This is a genomic window from Pseudomonas helmanticensis (assembly GCF_900182985.1).
In the GTDB taxonomy this organism is placed as follows: Bacteria; Pseudomonadota; Gammaproteobacteria; order Pseudomonadales; family Pseudomonadaceae; genus Aquipseudomonas; species Aquipseudomonas helmanticensis.
This window is the reverse complement of sequence record NZ_FXUY01000001.1, coordinates 901,736-922,294: the sequence shown is the minus strand read 5'-3', so window position 1 is coordinate 922,294 and position 20,559 is coordinate 901,736. Positions and strand designations below refer to the sequence as shown.

Annotated in this window: 17 protein-coding genes, 1 tRNA gene and 1 pseudogene; 6 read left to right on the top strand and 13 right to left on the bottom strand. The window is 59.8% G+C overall.

The annotated features are described in order from the left end of the window. Positions 1-127 precede the first annotated feature (127 nt). Together QOL84_RS04330 and QOL84_RS04325 are read right to left on the bottom strand one after the other, a co-directional pair. Entirely contained in the window at positions 128-1,084 is a 957-nt protein-coding gene (locus tag QOL84_RS04330; RefSeq protein WP_283436323.1) for a FecR domain-containing protein, read from the bottom strand. Further along, on the bottom strand, positions 1,081-1,587 hold the full coding sequence (locus QOL84_RS04325) for a sigma-70 family RNA polymerase sigma factor (protein WP_283436322.1): 507 nt from the start codon (positions 1,585-1,587) through the stop codon (positions 1,081-1,083). Before QOL84_RS04325 ends, QOL84_RS04330 begins: the two co-directional genes overlap by 4 nt. A gap of 297 nt (positions 1,588-1,884) precedes the next feature. Here QOL84_RS04325 and QOL84_RS04320 point away from each other — a divergent pair, with 297 nt between their 5' ends. Beyond that, positions 1,885-3,603, top strand: a complete 1,719-nt coding sequence (locus QOL84_RS04320; protein ID WP_283436321.1) for a hydrogenase maturation protein — start codon at positions 1,885-1,887, stop codon at positions 3,601-3,603. A gap of 169 nt (positions 3,604-3,772) precedes the next feature. Here QOL84_RS04320 and QOL84_RS04315 read toward each other — a convergent pair. The 3 genes from QOL84_RS04315 to QOL84_RS04305 all read right to left on the bottom strand — a co-directional run bounded on the left by QOL84_RS04315 (position 3,773) and on the right by QOL84_RS04305 (position 5,152). Then, positions 3,773-3,847, bottom strand: a tRNA-Gln gene (locus tag QOL84_RS04315). 290 nt (positions 3,848-4,137) lie between these two features. Then, entirely contained in the window at positions 4,138-4,656 is a 519-nt protein-coding gene (gene mug, locus QOL84_RS04310) for a G/U mismatch-specific DNA glycosylase (RefSeq protein ID WP_283436320.1), read from the bottom strand. 55 nt (positions 4,657-4,711) lie between these two features. Next, a complete protein-coding gene (locus QOL84_RS04305) occupies positions 4,712-5,152 on the bottom strand; it encodes a hypothetical protein (protein ID WP_283436319.1) in 441 nt (146 codons plus the stop codon). Positions 5,153-5,320: 168 nt separating this feature from the next. On the opposite strand from QOL84_RS04305, the gene QOL84_RS04300 reads away from it, so the two are divergent. After that, positions 5,321-6,181, top strand: coding sequence for an AraC family transcriptional regulator (locus QOL84_RS04300; RefSeq protein ID WP_430458725.1), 861 nt, complete (start codon positions 5,321-5,323; stop codon positions 6,179-6,181). Positions 6,182-6,226: 45 nt separating this feature from the next. Here QOL84_RS04300 and QOL84_RS04295 read toward each other — a convergent pair whose 3' ends face one another. Next, positions 6,227-8,425 carry an OsmC domain/YcaO domain-containing protein gene (locus QOL84_RS04295; RefSeq protein WP_283436317.1) on the bottom strand — a complete coding sequence of 733 codons (2,199 nt, stop codon included), beginning with the start codon at positions 8,423-8,425 and terminating at the stop codon, positions 6,227-6,229. Between the two features lie 222 nt (positions 8,426-8,647). Between QOL84_RS04295 and QOL84_RS04290 the strand changes: the two genes are divergently transcribed. Next, positions 8,648-11,260, top strand: coding sequence for a bifunctional diguanylate cyclase/phosphodiesterase (locus QOL84_RS04290; protein ID WP_283436316.1), 2,613 nt, complete (start codon positions 8,648-8,650; stop codon positions 11,258-11,260). 13 nt (positions 11,261-11,273) lie between these two features. On the opposite strand, the gene cydB is transcribed toward QOL84_RS04290, so the two are convergent. From cydB to QOL84_RS04260, 6 genes and pseudogenes are all read right to left on the bottom strand, one after another. Continuing rightward, positions 11,274-12,275, bottom strand: coding sequence for a cytochrome d ubiquinol oxidase subunit II (gene cydB, locus QOL84_RS04285; protein ID WP_283436315.1), 1,002 nt, complete (start codon positions 12,273-12,275; stop codon positions 11,274-11,276). A 12-nt stretch (positions 12,276-12,287) separates the two neighbouring features. After that, a complete protein-coding gene (locus QOL84_RS04280) occupies positions 12,288-13,664 on the bottom strand; it encodes a cytochrome ubiquinol oxidase subunit I (protein ID WP_283436314.1) in 1,377 nt (458 codons plus the stop codon). 8 nt (positions 13,665-13,672) lie between these two features. Continuing rightward, the gene (locus QOL84_RS04275; protein ID WP_283436313.1) at positions 13,673-13,807 is read right to left on the bottom strand and encodes a hypothetical protein; all 135 of its coding nucleotides are present in this window, start codon (positions 13,805-13,807) and stop codon (positions 13,673-13,675) included. A 33-nt stretch (positions 13,808-13,840) separates the two neighbouring features. Beyond that, positions 13,841-14,044, bottom strand: a complete 204-nt coding sequence (locus QOL84_RS04270; protein WP_283436312.1) for a hypothetical protein — start codon at positions 14,042-14,044, stop codon at positions 13,841-13,843. 157 nt (positions 14,045-14,201) lie between these two features. Further along, a pseudogene (locus QOL84_RS04265) lies at positions 14,202-14,405 on the bottom strand (catalase); the annotation flags it as partial. A 118-nt stretch (positions 14,406-14,523) separates the two neighbouring features. Further along, on the bottom strand, positions 14,524-15,663 hold the full coding sequence (locus QOL84_RS04260) for a glutathione-independent formaldehyde dehydrogenase (RefSeq protein ID WP_283436311.1): 1,140 nt from the start codon (positions 15,661-15,663) through the stop codon (positions 14,524-14,526). A gap of 300 nt (positions 15,664-15,963) precedes the next feature. Here QOL84_RS04260 and QOL84_RS04255 point away from each other — a divergent pair, with 300 nt between their 5' ends. Next, positions 15,964-16,704, top strand: a complete 741-nt coding sequence (locus tag QOL84_RS04255; RefSeq protein WP_283436310.1) for an NAD-dependent epimerase/dehydratase family protein — start codon at positions 15,964-15,966, stop codon at positions 16,702-16,704. 109 nt (positions 16,705-16,813) lie between these two features. On the opposite strand, the gene ppk2 is transcribed toward QOL84_RS04255, so the two are convergent. Further along, positions 16,814-17,629, bottom strand: a complete 816-nt coding sequence (ppk2, locus tag QOL84_RS04250) for a polyphosphate kinase 2 (protein WP_283436309.1) — start codon at positions 17,627-17,629, stop codon at positions 16,814-16,816. Between the two features lie 186 nt (positions 17,630-17,815). Here ppk2 and QOL84_RS04245 point away from each other — a divergent pair, with 186 nt between their 5' ends. Together QOL84_RS04245 and QOL84_RS04240 are read left to right on the top strand one after the other, a co-directional pair. Further along, positions 17,816-19,942 (top strand): TonB-dependent receptor family protein, encoded by a 2,127-nt coding sequence (locus tag QOL84_RS04245; protein WP_283436308.1) that lies wholly within the window; start codon positions 17,816-17,818, stop codon positions 19,940-19,942. 170 nt (positions 19,943-20,112) lie between these two features. Continuing rightward, positions 20,113-20,451: a hypothetical protein gene (locus QOL84_RS04240; protein WP_283436307.1), complete on the top strand. Its 339-nt coding sequence runs from the start codon at positions 20,113-20,115 to the stop codon at positions 20,449-20,451. Positions 20,452-20,559 lie beyond the last annotated feature (108 nt).

The following is a 20,559-nucleotide window of genomic DNA, read 5'->3' as shown; positions in this document are numbered from 1 at the left end:
CCTATAACCGAATAGAACGCACCGCGCTGCCGCAAATCTCGATCCTTGCTTCCCGTAGAAGCTGCCGCAGGCTGCGATCTTTTGATCTTAAAAAACAACATCAAAAGATCGCAGCCTTCGGCGGCTCCTACAGGGGGTTGGTGCGGGGGGCGATGGAGACCCAATAGGGGTTGTGCCAAGTCACGCGGATCGGCAGCGAACGCTCGAGCAATTGCAGCGTGCGGTCACTGTCATCCAGCGGATAGAGACCGCTCAGGCGCAGATCGGCGACCTCCGGACTGACATGCAAAATGCCCCGCCGATAGCGACGCAGGCTGTCGATGACTTCACTCAGCGGACGGTCGCGTACCTCCAGCCGTCCTTGCGTCCAGGCGCCTTCGTGGCCTCTGCTGCGCTCCATGGACAGCACGCCAGCGGCGTTGAAAGTCAGACTCTCACCCGCCCCGACCACCTGCCGCGCGCCACCCGCCGTGAGCACTTCGACCTGCGAATGGAGCATCACCAAACGCGTGGAATCGTCGCCCTGCTGCACCAGAAACTTCGTCCCCAACGCGCGCATGCGACCGTGTTCGGTCTCGACCACAAACGGTCGCGACGGATCCTTGGCGACGTCGACCAGCAACTCACCACTGCGCAGTGCCAGCAAGCGCTGAGTGCTGTCGAACAAAGGCACCACCCGGCTGCGCGCATTGAGGGTCAACGCGCTGCCATCCTGCAGAGTGAAATCGCGTCGTTCTCCGGTGCCGGTCGACAGTTCACCCGCTTCGGGCAGCCAGCCATAACGCCGCCCGAGCAAACCGGCCAACACGGCAACAGCGAGCACGCTCAAACTGCCGCTGATAAAACGCCGACGACTCGACGGCGCATTCAGGCTGTGCAGCAGGCTGTTGCGTGGCAATCCACTCAGGCTCGGATTGCGCAGCAGATTCAAACCGCCGCCCATTTGCTCGATGATCTGCTGATGCCGTGGATCGGCCGCGCGCCAGGCATCGAACGCCGCCCGCTCGCCGAGGCTGACGTCGCCCGACTGCAACAACGCCATCCATTGCGCCGCCTCATCGACCAGCGTTTCGTCGGGCCTCATGCCTGCATCGCCTGGTAGCAACGCTTGAACGCTTCAACCATGTATTGCTGCACGCGACTGGTCGACACGCCGAGGCGCTGGCCGATCTCGCTGTAAGTCAAACCGTCGAGCTGGTGATAGAGAAACGCCGCTTTGGCTTTGGCCGACAGACCGTTAAGCAGGCGATCCACCGCCAGCAACGCCTCGATCACCAGCGCGCGCTCTTCTGGCGATGGATGCACCGGTTGCGGCACCAGCGCCAGGCTTTCCAGATAGGCACGTTCGAGATCCTGACGACGCCAGCCTTCATAGACCAAGCGCCGGGCAATGGTGGTCAACAGTGCGCGCGGCTCACGGATGGCCGTTGGATCCGGCAGCGCCAGAACCCGCAGAAACGTTTCCGATGCGATGTCCTGCGCGCCGTGCGGGCAACCCAGCGTGCGGCCGACGGCAGCGCACAGCCAGCGATAGTCCTTTTGGAACATTTGCCCAATGATCTGGTAATGCGGGTTATGCCCACCCATGCCTTGCTCCCTGAAACGGGGTCCACCCGCTGCGAAAAACCATCGTTCTGCCGGGATCGTCCGGCTCTGATCAGGCGCGACTGTGCAATAGCGTCGAAAACATTTGAAGGAATAAAAAATAATCATAAACAAACAATTTTGCATAAGACCCTTCATCGCCGCAGAAACATTGGCCAACACAACGTTGACCCTGGTCACGAGTGCACGCCTGGACACTGATTAATCTTCCGGCTCCATCGAAGGCCAGGGACGGCTCACCGGGAGCCCGCGGCTGATCCCATTCAAGGAAGAACATTCATGCGACCACTCAACATCATCCTGCTGTCGTCGGCGTTCAACGGCCTGACGCAACGCGCCTGGCTGGAATTGCGTCAGGCCGGGCACTCGCCCAGCGTCGTGCTGTTCACCGACGAAACTTCGGTGTGCGAACAGATTGAACACAGCGGCGCGGATCTGGTGATCTGCCCATTCCTCAAGGACCGCGTACCGCAAGCGTTATGGAGCAACACGCAACGTCCGGTGGTGATCATTCATCCAGGCATCGTCGGCGATCGTGGGGCCAGCGCGCTGGACTGGGCGATCAGCAACGAACTGTCGCGCTGGGGCGTCACCGCCCTGCAAGCCGTGGAGGAAATGGACGCTGGCCCGGTCTGGGCGACGTGCGAATTCAATCTGCCGTCGGGGCTGCGCAAATCCGAGCTGTACAACGGTCGGGTCAGCGATGCGGCGATTCGTTGCATTCGCGAGGTGGTGGAGAAATTCGTCGACGGCTTTGTGCCGATACCGCTGGATTACGCCAATCCGACCGTCCGCGGCCGCCTGCAACCGAACATGAAACAGGTGGATCGCAGCTTCAGCTGGCACGACTGCGCGCGTTTCATCAAACGTTGCATCGATGCCGCCGATGGCCAACCGGGTGTGTTGGCGAGCCTCGCCGGCGGCCAGTACTACGTTTACGACGCGCATGTGGATTCGCGCAGCGGTCTGCCCGGTGAGATTCTCGCCGTGCACGATGATGCGGTGCTGGTCGCAGCGGGTGATCAGAGCGTGTGGCTCGGTTCGCTACGGCGCAAACCGCAACCAGGCGAAGAAACCTTCAAGCAACCGGCGCGGCATGTGCTCGCCGGGCAATTGGCCAATGTGCCGACACTGGACTGGTCGATCGCCAGCCAGCCGTTCAGCGACGAGGCGTATCAACCGCTGCGCTATCGTGAGTCGGGGCATGTCGGCGAGCTGACCTTCGAGTTCTACAACGGCGCGATGAGCACCGAGCAGTGCCAGCGCATGGTCGAAGCGTTGCGTTGGGCCAAGTCGCGCGACACGCGGGTACTGCTGATCAGGGGCGGACGCGGCAGTTTTTCCAACGGCGTGCATCTGAATGTGATTCAGGCAGCTCAAGATCCCGGCGCCGAGGCCTGGGCGAATATTCAGGCGATCGACGATGTCTGTGCAGAGCTGTTGAGTGCGCGGCAACTGGTGGTCAGCGGCGTAACCGGCAGTGCCGGCGCTGGCGGTGTGATGCTGGCGTTGGCCGCCGATATTGTCTTCGCCCGGGCCGACATCGTGCTCAACCCGCACTACAAGAGCATGGGTTTGTATGGCTCGGAATACTGGACGTACAGCCTGCCCCGCGCAGTTGGCCCGGCAATGGCCGAGCAATTGACCCAGGCGTGCCTGCCGGTCAGCGCCCACCAGGCACTGCAATTGGGCATGGTTCAGGAAATCGGCCCGCGCTGCCCGGATGAGTTTGCCCTGTGGCTGCTGCAACGCGCCAACGCCGTGCTTAGCGATCCGACCTACGCCGCCGTGCGCGAGCGCAAGTCGCGGACTGATCAAGTGCTGATTCAGCAGTGCCGCGACAGTGAGCTGCAAGAGATGCAGGAAGACATGCTCTACAACCGCAGCGGGTTTGCCGAGAAATGCCACCACTTCGTCTACAAGCGCGAGGTGTGCGGGACACCGGCGCGGCTGGTGGCGGATTGGGCGCGGGGGCAGGAAGTCGAGTTGGTGGGTTGAATCGACGGTGAATGGGCTGGAGCTATCGCGAGCAGGCTCACTCCTGCAGTTGGAACGCGTCCTCATGCAGGAGTGAGCCGTGCTCGCGATCACGACGGTAGATTCAGCATCGTACAAATCGCAGGCATAAAAAAACGCCAGTTCTCGCGAACTGGCGTTTTCTTGAATATGGCAGGGGCGGCTGGATTTGAACCAACGCATGGCAGGATCAAAACCTGCTGCCTTACCGCTTGGCGACGCCCCTGTATCTCACACTGTGTATCTGTCTGTGTGCGAATGCGCGGCAATTTACCAACATTCCTTCCATCTGTGAAGCCCTGAATGAAAAAAAATTTGTTTTAAAACAGCCAGTTATTATTTTTCGGGAACGTAAAGCCGTTCCCGGGGCCATTTTGTCGGCTCGATGGTGGCGAAATCAGCCACTCATTGCGCTGTATTGAGCGCCACCGCTGCCTGGATGGTAGCGACCTGCGGCGCAGCGTCGACTGCATCAATTCTGGCTGGTGAGAAAAAATTGCCGCGCCCAGGGCCAGGTCACTGCACAGCGGAACTGGCCAGCCGCAGTTGCCGGTACGCCGCCACCAATTGCTCCTGCGTAAACGCAAGATTGCGCCCGCTCGGGTTGGGCAGCACCCAAACCGCCGCGTTACCGAAGGTGTGCGTCTGCAACCCCCACGCGACGTGCTTCTGGCCCGACAGCGCGGCATACGCCACCTTGCCGAGAAACGCCACGTAGCGTGGCCCATGCTGGCGGATCTTGTCCTCGAAAGCTTCCGCCGCCGCGCTGAATTCCGCCAGCGACAACTGATCCGCGCGCGCGGTTGGCCGGTCGACCACCGCCGTCAGGCCACAACCGTATTGCAGGATCGAACGATCCTGCTTCGCCGCCACTTCATGCGGGGTAAACCCGGCCAGATGCAAAGTGCGCCAGAAGCGATTACCACGCCCGACAAAGTGATGCCCCTGAGCCGCCGCCAGCAGCCCCGGGTTGATCCCGCAGAAAACCACTGCGAGATTCTCTGCGAGGATGTCTTCGAGTCCTTCGCCTGCCATTCGATCACCTACCCTGAAACGCGATTCGAGCGCCATGAACCGCGTCAAATCAAACTTACAAAACCCGCTTGAGCACCGCCAACGAAACACGCGGCACGATCATCTTCTCGATCAGGGCGACCACTTCCTTAGCGCCAAAACAACGAAACATCACGCACCCGGCATCGGTATCCAGGCGGATGATCCGGGTGATGAAACCGCCGTCGATGCACACGCTTTTGATCATGCCGAGCGGAATCTCGATGTCCAGCGTGCCGTCCTGCACCAAGCGGTTCATGGCATTGGCGTTGAGGTGCAACGCGGTTTTGGTCAATTGCATGCTGCCGCCGACCCACAGGCCGCCGTAGGCTTGCTGGAACGCTTCCATCACTCCAGCCAGCACGTTCACATTGCCGGCGCCGACGCTGTCGTAGAAATTGCCGACCTCTTCGTAATTGACTTCAACGTCGGCCACCAGAAAGTTGACCAGTTTGGACTTGACGATTTTTTCCGCCATCCGGGTATCTCCATGACGTAATGGTTATTCCATGCAAACGCGGTGCACGCTGATGTGCGCTGGCCGGGACTTATGCCACATTTGAGCAAACCCGGCTAGGCGCCATCCCGGCGCTTTCGCCGATGCTTTGCAGACCGCATTCCAAGGAGACATCAGCCAGTGTCCGAACTGCCGACCCCAGTCGCCTACACCCAGCGATTCAACGCGGTACTTGCCTATATCGAGGCCCATCTGGAAGGTGACTTGTCGATCCACGCATTGAGTCAGGTGGCGAACTTTTCGGCGTTTCACTTCCATCGGCAGTTCAGTGCCTTTGTCGGCGTACCGGTTTCGCGTTACGTGCAGTTGATGCGCTTGCGCCGGGCGGCGCACCGGCTGAGTGCGAGGGGGCCATATTCGATACTGGATGCCGCAGCCGACGCCGGTTTCGACAGCCCGGAGTCTTTCAGCCGAGCGTTCAAGCGCGACTTTGGCATGGCGCCGAGTACGTTCAGGAAGGCCGCCAACTGGCAGCACTGGAATGCGGTGTTCGCTATTCCTCATTTTTCCAGGAGCGTCATCATGCAAACAAGAATCGTCGACTTCGCCAGCGTCAGAGTCGCCGCGCTGGAACACCACGGCCCACCAGGACTGGTCAACGAAAGCGTGCGCACATTCATCGAGTGGCGAATGCACAGCGGCCAATCACCGGTGGCGACGAGCCGGACGTTCGGGATTCCCTATGGCAACCCGGACACCACGCCTGCGCAGGATTTCCGTTTTGCCGTGTGCGGCGAAATTGACGAGGCGGTAGCGCCCAACGAATTCGGTGTACACGAACGCGTCATCGCCGCAGGACGTTACGTGGTGGTGCGACACACTGGTTCACCGGATCACATCGGCGAATCGATCTATCCGATCTACCGTGACTGGTTACCCGCCAGTGGCGAGGAACTCAGGGATCAGCCACTGTTTTTCCATTACCTGAGCGTCTATCCCGAGACGCCGCAAGAGCAATGGCAAACGGATATCTACGTGCCGTTGCAGTAAACGCAAAACCCGTGATGAAGACATTCTTCACCACGGGTTTTGATTTTATCGGGCGGTAAAACCGGCCCGCGCCGTGTGCAGCTTCTTGTAGCTCTCGATCAGGCGCAGATGCCGGTCCAGACCTTCCAGCTTCAGGCTGGTCGGCGTCAGGCCGTAGAAGCGTACGCTGCCGTTCACCGAGCCAATCGCCGCGTCCATGCGCTCGTTGCCGAACATGCGGCGGAAGTTGGCTTCGTAGTCTTCCAGCTGCAGATCCTCGTCCAGCTCCATCTCCAGCACCACGTTGACCGCTTGATAGAACAAGCCGCGCTCGACGGTGTTGTCGTTGTATTGCAGGAAGGCTTCGACCAGATCCTTGGCCTGCTCGTACTTTTGCAGGGCCAGACAGATCAGCAGGCGCAGTTCGAGAATGGTCAGCTTGCCCCACGGCGTGTTGTCGTCGAACTCGATGCCGATCAGCGTGGTGATTTCGGTGTAGTCGTCCTGCTCGCTGTTTTCCAGGCCTTGGGCGAGGTTGCGCAGGCCGACCTTGCTCAGGGTGTGCAGATTGAGGATGTCGGCACGAAATTGCAGGGCTTTGTTGGTGTTGTCCCAGATCAGGTCTTCGACCGGGTAGATCTCCGAGTAGTCCGGCACCAGAATCCGGCAGGCCTTGGCACCGATGTGCTCGTAGACCGCCATGTAGACTTCCTTGCCCATGTCTTCAAGGATGCCAAACAGGGTCGCGGCCTCTTCGGCGTTGGAGTTTTCGCCCTCGCCTGAGAAGTCCCACTCGACGAATTCGAAATCCGCCTTGTCGCTGAAGAAACGCCACGACACCACACCGCTGGAGTCGATGAAGTGCTCGACAAAGTTGTTCGGCTCGGTGACGGCCTGACCGGAGAAGGTCGGCTGCGGCAAGTCGTTGAGGCCTTCGAAACTGCGGCCCTGAAGCAATTCGGTGAGGCTGCGTTCCAGCGCCACTTCCAGGCTCGGGTGCGCGCCGAACGAGGCGAACACGCCGCCGGTGCGCGGGTTCATCAGGGTCACGCACATTACCGGGAATTCGCCGCCCAGCGACGCGTCCTTGACCAGCACCGGGAAGCCCTGCTCTTCCAGGCCTTTGATGCCGGCGAGGATGCTCGGGTATTTCTCCAGCACTGCTTGCGGCACATCCGGCAAGGCCATTTCGCCTTCGAGGATTTCGCGTTTGACCGCGCGTTCGAAGATTTCCGACAGGCACTGCACCTGCGCTTCGGCCAAGGTATTGCCGGCGCTCATGCCGTTGCTCAGGTAGAGGTTTTCGATGAGGTTGGACGGGAAGTACACCACTTCATTGTCCGACTGGCGCACAAACGGCAGCGAGCAGATGCCGCGCTGAGTGTTGCCGGAGTTGGTGTCGAACAGGTTCGAGCCGCGCAGCTCGCCGTCGCGGTTGTAAATCTTCAGTGTGTACTCGTCGAGAATTTCAGTCGGCAACTCGTCTTTCGGGCCAGGCTTGAACCATTGTTCGTCCGGGTAATGGACGAACTCGGCGTTGGCGATCTCTTCGCCCCAGAACTGGTCGTTGTAGAAGAAGTTGCAGTTCAGGCGCTCGATGAATTCGCCCAGTGCCGAGGCCAGTGCGCCCTCTTTGGTCGCGCCCTTGCCGTTGGTGAAACACATCGGCGAATGCGCGTCGCGAATGTGCAGCGACCAGACGTTGGGTACGATGTTGCGCCACGAGGCGATTTCAATCTTCATGCCCAGGTCGGCGAGAATCCCCGACATGTTGGCGATGGTCTGCTCTAGCGGCAGGTCCTTGCCGGCAATATAAGTGCCCGCATCGGAGCCGGAGGCCGGCATCAACAAAGCCTGCGCATCGGCGTCGAGGTTGTCGACTTCTTCGATGATGAATTCCGGGCCGGTCTGCACGACCTTCTTCACCGTGCAGCGGTCGATCGAGCGAAGGATGCCTTGGCGATCCTTGTCGGAAATGTCGGCCGGCAACTCGACCTGGATCTTGAAGATCTGGTTGTAGCGGTTTTCCGGGTCGACGATGTTGTTCTGCGACAGGCGAATGTTTTCCGTGGGGATGTTGCGGGTGTCGCAGTACAACTTCACAAAGTAAGCCGCGCACAAGGCCGACGACGCGAGGAAGTAGTCGAACGGCCCCGGTGCCGAGCCATCACCCTTGTAGCGAATGGGCTGATCGGCGATCACCGTGAAGTCGTCGAACTTGGCTTCAAGTCGAAGGTTGTCGAGAAAGTTGACCTTGATTTCCATGCGGGATTACCAGAATACGGCTAAACGAATGGCCGCCATTATCCGGTTTTTCAGCGGGAAGTCTTGTGCTTTCGGGATTCACCGCTGATCGGCAACTGCCCCTTTGACGGGCAAATTGCAGCGGGTTCACTACGCTTTTGAGGGCAGTCGCGCAGAAGAATCGGAACATTGCACCCACGCCATGGTTCTAGATTCAACAGACAGCGGATCAAGGACGAGCACATGGACATTTCCAGCTATGCGGCGCCCCTTCCACCCCGGCAAGGTGCCGTCACCCGGCGCCTGGCCTTTGCCGTCGGCGCGTTGTTCGTCACCGGGGTCATCGCGGCCACCATCGCTCTGCTCGGCATTGCCAACCGCCTCGACCGTGAAGAAATCGAAGAAACCCGGTTTTACTCGGCCCGCGCCCTGGAAAACCGCATCACCGCCTCGAAAAACTACCTCAGCAGCTACGCTTATTGGACCACCGCCTATGAGCATCTCGGCGATCCGGTCGACACAAACTGGGCGTACACCGAGCAGAATATCGGCAAAACCCTGTTCACCAGCGACGGCTATGACGGCGTGTTCGTGCTTGACCGCGAACGCACGCGCTACGCGGTGGTGCGTGGCCAATTAGTCGATGCGGACATCGCTGCGTACTTGCAACTTCCGGCCGCCGCGCTGGTGGATCAGGTGCACGGGCTGGCCGACCAGAGCAAACCCGTCAGCGTTTACGCCTTGTTCGAAGGCTGGCCAGCGCTGGTTTCGGCGGCGGCGATCCTGCCCAACGATGAACGACCGTTGGGCGATCCGCAGAAAACCTCGGTGCTGGTGTTCGTCGACAAACTGACCCCGACCAAATTGCGTGCGATCGGCAGCGGCTATGGCCTGCGCAACCTGACCCTCGCCCCCGATGAAAGCATCGCGCCAGACCAGCCACGGGTGGCGCTGGACAGCACCGGTTTCAGCCTCATTGCTGACCAGGAACGCCCGGGGCAGCAACTGTTGTGGTCGTTGTTGCCGACCCTTGGCGCAACGATGTTGGTGCTGATGCTGTTGACGACCTACTTTTTTCGGCATGCCCTGCGCTCCTCGCAATACGTCGATAAAAGCTTCGCCGTGATGCAGGCCTCCAACATCGCGCTGGAGTCGGTCAACCGTGGTCTGGAAGCCAGTGAAGAACGATTTCGCGCCGTTGCGGAAGCGGCCTCGGACTGGATCTGGGAAGTCGACCGCGATTTGGCGTTGACGTATCTGTCGGCGCGCTTTAGCGAAGTGACCGGTTACCCGCAAACCCTGTGGCTCGGGCAAGACATTGGTCAGTTGCTGTTTTGCGACACCACGCCGCTGCAACTGTGGCTGCGCAAACTGACCGAAGAAGCCAATGCCAGCGATCTGCGCTGTACCTACCGCGATCAATCGGGCCAGCAACGTCACTGCCGCTTGTCGGCCCGGCCGATCTACGACAAGGACGCGGTGATCGGTTATCGCGGTACCGCCAGCGACATCACCGACGAGGTCGCCGCCCACGCCCAGATCCAGCACCTGTCGATGCACGACGCCCTGACCGGCCTGCCCAATCGCAACAAACTCGCGCGTTATCTCGACGAAGCCCTGCTACTCAAGGAACACGCGCCGGCGCTGTCGCTGCTGATGATCGACCTGGACAACTTCAAGCCGATCAACGATTCCCTCGGCCATCCCGCCGGCGACGCAGTGCTGCAAGAAGTCGCTGCACGCCTGCGCGAGTGCACCCGCGAACACGACATCGTCGCGCGTCTGGGCGGCGACGAGTTCGTGGTGGTGCTCAATGGCATGGACAGCCACAACGAAATCGACAAGTTCTGCACGCGGCTGATCGGCAGCCTGCATCAACCGGTGCTGTTCGAGCAGCATCCGTTGCACGTCGGCGCCAGCATCGGCATCGCCCTCAGCCGCCGCCACGGTTATGTCGCCAGCGATCTGATCCGCTACGCCGACATCGCGCTGTACAAGGCCAAATCCGAAGGCAAGAACACTTGGTGCTATTTCGAAGCGCACATGAGCGATCAGATCCAGACCCGTCGGCAACTCGAAGATGACCTGCGCCATGCGCTCACGCACAACGAGTTCGTCCTGCATTACCAGCCACGCTACAAGGTTGATGGCAAGCACATCGTATCCGTCGAAGCGCTGGTGCGCTGGCAGCATCCGATTCAGGGTTTGCTAGCACCGGACGTGTTCATTCCGCTCGCTGAGCAGACTGACCTGATCGTTCCGCTGGGTCGTTGGGTGCTGCGTGAGGCTTGCGAAACCGCGTTGACCTGGCCGGCGGATATCCTGCTTTCGGTGAACCTGTCGCCCGCACAGTTTGCCGTCAGCGACGTGGTCGAGGATGTTCGCGAAGTGCTGGTGCAAACACGTTTCCCGGCCAGCCGCCTGGAGCTGGAAATCACCGAAAACGTCATGCTCAATGACACCGACGGTGCGCTGGCCACCATGAACGCCCTCAAGGAGCTCGGCGTGCGCCTGAACATGGATGACTTCGGCACGGGCTATTCGTCCCTCGGCTATCTGCGCGCTTATCCGTTCGACGGCATCAAGATCGACAAGCGCTTCATCGCCTCGATCAGCAGCGGCAGCAACGACCGCGCGGTGGTACAAGCCATTATCGGGCTGGGCAAAGCCATGGGCCTGACCGTCACCGCCGAAGGCGTCGAAACCGAAGAACAACTGGACATTCTCGGCAAGGATCAATGCAACGAGGTGCAGGGTTACTTCATGAGCCGACCGATCGACAAGGCCGCGTTCGCACAGTTGCTGGAAAGCTCGAGAAGCGCGCAGCCCAAGCACAAGAAAGGTCGCGTGACCTGAGCCGATTGGCCCGTCACGCCTGCCCGCTTACTCGAACCTTGCCACTGAAAACGCGAAAACCATAGGTGTTGTAAATCAGCGTCACCGGGATCAGTACGGCGAAACCGATCAGCATGAACAACTGGCTTTTGGGGCTTGACGTTGCCGCCTGCAAGGTCAGATCCGGTGGGACAATCAACGGGTAAAGCGCCACCAGCATCAGGGCAAAAGCCAACACGAACACGCCGAGTGCGGCGAACAGCGGCACGAAATGCTGACGTGTGCCAAACCCCAAGGCAAATACCGTCAACAACACCGCAAGCACGACGCCCGCCGACATCCACACGCGTGGATCGCTGAGCCGCTGCGCATATTGCGGCTGTAGCGTCGCCGTCCAGGCGACCAGCACAATCAGCAACAGCACGGTCGCCACCGCCAGTCCTCGCGCTTGCCATGCCGAGCGCAGTTGCAATTGCCCGACGCAACGCCAGTGCAGCCAACATGCGCCGAGCCAGGTGTAGCCGATAACCAGCACCACTCCGCTGAACAACGGGAACGGGCTGAGCCATTCGCTGCCATTACCGCTGTATTGCCCGCCCTGATGCGCAACACCCTGCACCAGCGTGCCGAGCACTATGCCCTGCGTCACGCCGGTGACCAGCGATCCACACAGCAACAAGCCATCGACCGCGCGTTTGCTGGCTTCGCCGGGGGCGTGATCACGAAACTCCAGGGCAACCGCGCGGACAATCAACGCCAGGAACATCAGGATAAAAGGCCAATACACCGCTGGCAGCAGCACGGCATACGCCAACGGAAACAACGCCATCAGCCCACCGCCGCCGAGCACCAGCCACGTCTCGTTGGCATCCCAGATCGGCACGATCGTCACCGCCATCGCGCGGCGCTCCTTGGGGTCGCGGGTCATGCCCATCAGCACGCCGACGCCCAGATCGGTGCCGTCGAGCAATACGTAATTCATTACCGAGAACGCCAGGGCACCGGCACACAGCAAGGTAATCCAGTCGATGTCCATTGCTGAAGTTCCTCAAGAATGGCCCGTTTCATCTGCCAGGGTTGGCTGTGGCCCAGGCTCATCCTCGTGCGGCGGCTCACGCAGCAGACGCAACAATACCCACAGGCCGATGCCGAAGATCAGCAAGTAAAACAGCAGGATCAGCCAGGTCGCCCCCATTACTTGCGCCCGTGACACCGACGACAGGCTGTCCGCCGTGCGCAGCAGGCCATAGACGGTAAACGGCTGACGACCGACCTCGGTAACGACCCATCCGCTGAGCATCGCCAGAAAACCCGCCGGGGCCAGCAATACGTTGCTCCATAGCCAGCCGCGTGACGTGTACAGGCGCTGTCGCCAGCGCAGGCGCAAGCTGACAAGGCCTTGTACCAGCATCAGGATTGCCAGCCCGACCATCAGGCGGAAGGCGAAAAACACCGGTGCCACCGGCGGGATGTCAGCGCGCGGAAACTCATCCAGCGCCGCAATCGTGCTGCTCAGGTCATGGCGCAAGTACAACGAGCCGATCCGTGGAATCGCCAACTCCCAGTGGTTACGCTGCTCGCTCATGTCCGGCCAGGCAAACAGCCGCAATGGTTCACCCGCCCCTGGCGCTGGCCGCGTCCATGAGCCCTCGATGGCCGCGACCTTTTGCGGCTGGACCTCAAGCGTGTGCAGGCCATGCAGATCGCCAACCAGAATCTGCAGCGGCGTCAACACAACGATCACCCAGAGCGCCATCGAGAATTGCAGACGCGCTCGCGGATTGTCCGAAGCCTTGAGCAATTGCCAGGCGCTGATACCGCCGACAAAAACGGCGCTGCCGAGCAATGCAGCGATGGTCATGTGCGCCAGTCGATAAGGAAACGACGGATTGAAAATGATTGCCCACCAGTTTTCGGCGATGAAACGACCGTCAGCAGCAATCGAAAAACCGGCGGGCGTGTGCATCCAGGAGTTGGCCGAGAGAATCCAGAACGCGCTGATGAGCGAACCTGTGGCCACCGCGCACGTTGCAAAAAAGTGCAGGCGTGGCCCGACTTTCTTCCTGCCAAAGAGCATGATCCCGAGAAACCCGGCCTCGAGGAAAAACGCCGCCAACACCTCATAAAACATTAACGGGCCAAGCACATCGCCGGCCTGCACCGCCAATCGCGACCAGTTCAGACCGAACTGGTACTCCAGAATCAGTCCCGAGGCGGTGCCCACCGCTATATTCAGGGCAAACACCTTCAGCCAGTAGCGATAGACATCCAGATAGACCTTGCGCCCGGTCTTCAGCCACAAGGCTTCCAGCACCATGAGGAAATTCGCCAGGCCAATGGTCAACGCCGCCAGCACGATATGGAAACTGATCGTGATCGCGAACTGTGCACGGGCCGCCATCAGCGCGGAATCGATCGTGTCCATGCAGGCACTCACCCGCTGAAAAATACCGCGATTTTGTTGCCCACCGGATCGCGCAGGCAGGCGATGTAAAAGTCAGCGGATCGCTTGATAAAACCCGAACGAACGCTGCACCTCGTCGGCACCGATGAACAGATATTGAACATGGGATTTTTCTCCGATCACAGTGATCAATGGGTTCACCCGTTATCGCCGGTGAACACACTCCCCGCATCGCGCACCAGTTGCCGCCATTCGGCGCTGGTGATCAGCCCTTGCTCCTCCATTTCATCGGCAGCCTTGAGCAATTCGTCGTACTGCTCCTCCGGGTCCAGGTGTTTGTGCGACTGCGTCGCCAGTTCGCGCCATGCCGCCAGTTTTGTCTGCTTTCGCTGATCGAACATAGGGACTACTCCTTGAGGACTCCCCCGGTAGAAAGTCGCCGGATGGCAGTGGTTCAGGACAATCGACGGGTGGAGCGCCGATTCGTCCCCGACCCTAACGGGGCTCGTGAATCGGGCAACCGTTATGCTCACCGCGAAAACGCGCAGACATTTCCGTGATCCGCCCGCGCAGCAAGCCATGGGCTTTGGCATGAACGCTACGCGTCGCGTGACCGTTGTCCTTGAAGGTGGTTTCCATAATGGAATGCAGGGCCTTGGCCAACTCCTCGCTGGTCTGCGCTTCGTCATCGGGGATCTGCTCAAAAGAAGGCTCGAACGGCAATGGCCTGACTGCCCTGCTGACGGCTGGAAGGTCGTTCATGAAAGGTATCTCCACTCGGCAATGGAATCACGGATTAGCGACTGTTCTTATGGGTATGGCTTGCGCAAAGCGCTGGAGAAACGCGCCGGCGGGAGTGCCGCCGGCGCTGGCAAACGACTCAAGCGGCTGGTTTGAGCACGACTTTTGTCCAGCCGTTATCACGCGCATCGAAATGCTTGTAGGCGTCCGGCCCTTCGGCCAGTTTCAGGCGATGCGAGATGATCTGCGCAGGGTTGGCCCGGCCGTGATGGATGAGCTCGGCGAGGCGACGGTTGTAGTGTTTGACGTTGGCTTGACCAGTGCGGATCTGCTGGCCCTTGAACCAGAACGAGCCGAAATCGAAGGCCATCTTGCCTTGCTTGGCCAGCTCGTTTTCAGCGCCCGGATCCTGCGGCACAAACACGCCGACCACACCGATACCGCCGGTAGCTTTGGTGGAGGCGACAAGGTTGTTCATGGTCAGGTGATTGGCTTCGTGGCCGTGGCGATCGCAGCACTGATAACCGACGCACTCGCAACCACGGTCGGTGCCTTTGCCGTGGGTCAGATTCAGTATCTGATCCACCGCCTCCTGCTCCAGCGAATTGATCGGTGTCGCGCCCAACTGCGCGGCCAGTTTCAAACGGTCAGGATGATTGTCGACGACAAAGACCTGCGACGCGCCCTTGATCATCGCCGAGTGCGCCGCCATCAAGCCAACCGGCCCGGCGCCATAAATGGCAATGCTCTCACCTGGCAGCAGACCGGCCAGTTCAGTCGCGTGCCAGCCTGTCGGGAAGATGTCCGAGAGCATGACGTAATCGTCCTCGCGTTCCTCGGCGTCTTCGGGCAGCACCAGACAATTGAAGTCGGCATACGGCACGCGCAGCAATTCAGCCTGGCCGCCCTGATAAGGCCCCATGTCGGCGAAACCATACGCGGCGCCCGCGCTGCCGGGGTTGGCGGTCAGGCAAAAACCGGTCAGGCCTTTTTCGCAGTTCTCGCAGAAGCCGCACCCGATGTTGAAAGGCAGACATACCCGGTCACCGACCTTGACCCGATCAACGCCAGCGCCGACTTCGATCACCTCACCGAGATTCTCGTGGCCAAACACCCGGCCGGTCTCCATCGAGGTGCGCCCTTCATACATGTGCAGATCCGAACCACAGATATTGGTCGTGGTGATTCGCACCAGAACGTCGGTAGGTTTTTCGATTCTGGCATCCGCGACATTCTGCACGCTGACATCACGCGGGCCGTTGTAAACGATTGCTTTCATGGTGTTCTCCCGTTAGCCAGACGACGGGGAAATTTCGTCTGCTCAGACTTATCTGTCAGAGCGGCAAGAACGTATGTTCAATGGGTTCCAGCGCGTGTCTGACGGACGGTGTGCAAAAGCGCTGAGCGTCGAAAACAGTGAATTTTATGAAGGTGCCGCTTTCTATTTGCGGGCTGCGTGCACGGCTGATCAAGGTATTGCCGGGAATCGGCAAAGACCTTGATGTGAAACATCCGGGGATGATATTCATCGGATTGGCCGAGCGGCCAGAATGGAATCTCACCCTGAGGACACACGGAAATGAGTACGCGAAAAATCCTGGTCACCGGTGCTGCGGGCAAGATCGGCAACGCTTTCTGGATGGCCTATGGCGATGAACTGGACTTGCGTTTGGCCGATGTCGACGCCAGTCGTTTTCCGGATTCGCTGGAAAGCTGCACTCTCGATATCACCGACCTGCCCGGCTGCCTTGCGGCCTGTGAAGGCGTAGACACGGTGATTCACCTCGCGGCGGATCCGAATCCCGACGCGGACTTCATGACCTCTGTCCTGCCGGTGAATATGGTGGGCACCTACAACATGCTGCTCGCCGCGAAGACGCAGGGCTGCAAGCGCTTTATCTTTGCCAGCAGCGCCCAGGCGATTGAAGGCTATCCGAAGGATGTGCAAGTTCACGAATGCATGGCGCCGAGACCCGGCAATCTTTATGGGGTGGGCAAAGCGTTCGGGGAAGCGTTGGCGTCGTTGTATGCCAACGACGGTGAGATGACGACCATCGCCGTGCGCATTGCCAACGTCAACGAATTCCATCCGGGTGAAGTTCACAGCCACAGGGACGTCGCTGCGTTTATCAGTGTCAGGGATGTCGTGGCGTTACTGCGCAACTGCGTTGAAGCCGAGCTGAGCGGATACCACGTGGTCCATGGCGTCTCGAACAACCGCTACAAGCGCCTTGCCATTGACCAGACCAAAGCGATCGTCGGCTACGCGCCGCTGGACGATGCATTCAACATTCTGGAAGGTCGCACTCAGCAAGATTGATTGAAACCTGTAGGAGTGAGCCTGCTCGCGATAGCGTAATGTCTGTGCCGAAAATGTTGGCTGACACTGCGCCTTCGCAAGCAAGCTTGGCGCCTGCGGTTCTGGTGGATCAGAATTTTTGCGCGACGCGTTGATAGGGGTAATCCGGCTCGCGGTATTTACCCGGTTTCTGCCGTTTGGGCAGTTCGATCTTCTCGCGTTTCACATCCTCATACGGAATGCGGCTGAGCACGTCAGTGATGATGTTCAGCCGTGCCCGGCGCTTGTCGTTCGAGTCCGCCACCAGCCACGGCGCATGCTCGGTGTCGGTGTGTTTGAACATCTCGTCCCGCGCCCGTGAGTAGTCGTACCAGCGGCTGTAGGACTTGAGATCCATCGGCGTCAGCTTCCAGGTCTTGCGGCCGTCGTTGATCCGCGCTTCAAGTCGACGGGTCTGCTCTTCGGGGCTGACTTCGAGCCAATACTTGAGCAGGATCACCCCCGACTGGACGATGGCATGTTCGACCCACGGGATCGACTTGAGGAATTTGTCAGCCTGATCCTCGGTGCAAAAGCCCATCACCCGCTCGACGCCGGCGCGGTTGTACCAACTGCGGTCGAAGATCACCACTTCACCTCCCGCCGGCAAATGAGGCAGGTAGCGCTGAACGTGCATCTGGGTTTTTTCCCGGTCCGTCGGTGCCGGCAGCGCCACCACGCGAAAGATCCGAGGGCTGACGCGTTCGGTCAGCGCCTTGATCGTCCCGCCCTTGCCCGCGCCATCACGCCCTTCGAAGACGATGCAGACCTTGACGCCCTTGGCGATCACCCACTCCTGCAACTTGACCAGCTCAACGTGCAGCTTGCGCAACTGCTCAAGGTAATCCTTGTTTTTCAACTTCGGACTTTCAGGCGCCTTGACGGCCTTCTTTTTGTCTTTTGCCATGACCGAGCCCTCACGAATGAATGCGGAAACAAAGCGTTTATTGACGCGGCAAACCAGACACGTGAGGTTAGCCCACGACTTGCGGTTTGCCATTAACGGGCAAAAAGCCAAATCGCCATGTGTTTCCTTCGTTCTTTGTTACGTCGCACTGTTCATTGTCCGCCCCTTGTTCGCTGGAGTTTCTCGATGCCGTCGCCCAAATCCCTGCCCACTGCCCTGCTGGGCCTGGCCCTTGCCTGCCCGGCGATGGCCGAGACTCAAGGAATGGAACTGGGGCAAGTGCTGATTTCGGCCGACGAGCGCGGCGGTGCAGACGCCAGCATCGAAGAAGCCAAGACCCGGCTCGATCAGGTGCCAGGCGCCACCAACGTCGTCGATATGCGCCAGCCTTTGCAGGGCCGCGTGGCGAGCAATCAGGACGTGCTGGCCTATCAACCGGGTGTTTACGCGCAGTCGGCGGGTAACGAGGGGGTGAAGATTTCCGTGCGTGGTTCCGGCATCAACCGTGCGCCGGGCGCCCATGCCTCGGGGCTGTACACGATGCTCGATGGCCTGCCGTTGACCGGCCCCGGCGGCACGCCCTATGAATTGCTCGAACCATTGTGGGTCGATCACGTTGAAGTGTTGCGCGGCGCCAATGGCTTTGACCGTGGCTCGCTGGCACTCGGCGGCGCCATCGATTACGTCAGCCACACCGGCTACAACGCTCCGAAACTGCAAGTGCGCTACGCCACCGGCAGCCACGGTTATCAGCAGCGCCAGGTGAGTTCCGGACAAGTGCTGGGCGACTTCGATTACTACGTGTCGCTGACCGATGCCAACGCCGACGGTTATCAGGATCACACCGCCAGCGAAAGCAAAGGCCTGATTGCCAACTTCGGTTACCGCTTCAACCCGAATCTGGAAACACGCTTCTACATCCGTTACCGCGAAACCGACAACGACCTCGCCGGCCGCGTGACCAAGCATTCCATCGAACATGATCCTCGCGCCGCCAACCCTTCCTACGTGTCGCGCGACGACAGCCGCAAACAGCCCGGCAGCACCTTCATCGGTAACAAGACCACGTTCTACATCGACGACGATTCGAGCATCCAGACCGGCCTGGTCTATCACGATTACCCGATGGACCTGCGCGAAGGCCCGAACCGCCTGAAAGTCGCCTACACCGACGTCAGCGGCACCTTCGACTACAAACGCCGCGACACAATTTTTGGCATGGAAAGCCGCAGTAATGTCGGCCTGCGCGTGACCAAACATTTGCCCAACGACGGCGCCAGCGAAATGGTGCGCATCCCCACCGGCAACACCGCCGGCTACGCGCCGGGCACGCACATGCGCAACTTCACCTATCAGGGTTCGGACACCGTCCTGCACTTGGGCAACGACCTGGAAATCGCCGACGACCTCTGGCTGACCACCGGCCTCGCCGCCATCTACACCCGCCGCGAAAGTGACGTGACCTACCCGCATAGCGGCGGCAAAACCAGCATGAACGATTGGGACTACGCCCCGCGCCTCGGCCTGCGCTACCAGATCACGCCAGACCTGCAAGTGTTCGGCAACCTCAGCCGCTCGGTCGAAGCACCGCACCCGTGGTCGCTGATCTACAGCTCCAACGTGCGCTTCCCGGCCGGCAACGGCGCGGCAACCGGCACGCAAAAAGATCCGGTCAAACTGCAAAACCAGACAGCGACCACACTGGAACTCGGTGGGCGCGGTGACAGTGTCGTCGGCGAATGGAGTCTGGCGTGGTATTACGCGCAAGTGCGGCATGAGCTGCTGTCGGTGCTGCCGGATGCCAATGCCGTCACGCCGTATGAGTTGAATGCCAGCCCGACCGTGCACCAAGGTGTCGAAGCCAGCCTGAACAGCCAACTCTGGTCGGCTGCCGATGGCCGACAGTTGAGCTTGCGCCAGGCGTATACGTTCAGCGATTTCCACTATCGCGACGATGAGCGCTTCGGCGATAACCGCTTGCCGGGGTTGCCGATGCACTACTACCAGGGCGAATTACGTTATGACTGGCCGCAGGGTTTCTTCGCAGCGGTGAATACCCAGTTGGTTTCCAAAGTTGCAGTGGATTACGCAGACAGTTACTACGCCGATCCTTACGCGCTGTTCGGTGCAACGCTAGGCTACAACGCGCCGAAGGGCGACTGGCAAGGCTGGGTGGACATGCGTAATTTGACCAACAAGCACTACGCGGCGACGGTCACGCCGGGCTATGACGACAAAGGCCTGGATGCTGCGCGGTCGACGCCGGGTGAAGGGATGGGGGTTTATGTTGGGGTTTCGTGGAGTTTGCTCTGACACTTCTTCGAGTAGTTCCTTCAGACGGCTACTCAACTGGCTGTGACTTGGATGAACAACCCTTTGCGATGTGAAATCGAGAGTGTTATCTATGCGACTTTTCTCGGCCTCTGGCGCCCAGGGAAGTTCGACAGTCAGCGGTTTGGACAAGCGTTTTCCATGGAAGCATTATGAAAACAGACATCACAAAACAGCTGATCCAGGGCCTCCCACAACACAGCAGTCCCCGCGAACTACTCATTCAGGTACTGGAAGCCTCGATCGAGTTGGTATCGCTTCCTGACAATGATTTCAGCTGGTCTTCATGGGCGGATGAGGATGCGGCAAAAACCGAACTGGAGTTGCTGCTTGATTCGCTCAGAGCTGGCGCGCTACCCGACAAGCTTCACATCGCCGTGCTTTTCGCTCCTACTGGACCGCTTCAAGAGCTCAGTCTCAGCAGCGGATGGGCAGATACTTTTTTGAAAGTCGCCGATAAATTCGATGAAGCTGAAGCGCGCCTGTGGTGAGTGAAGGCACGTCCCGGTCTGGTTTTGCAAACGCTTTGTAGGAGCTGCGGCACGCTGCGATCTTTTGATTTTGCATTTAAAGATCAAAAGATCGCAGCGTGCCGCAGC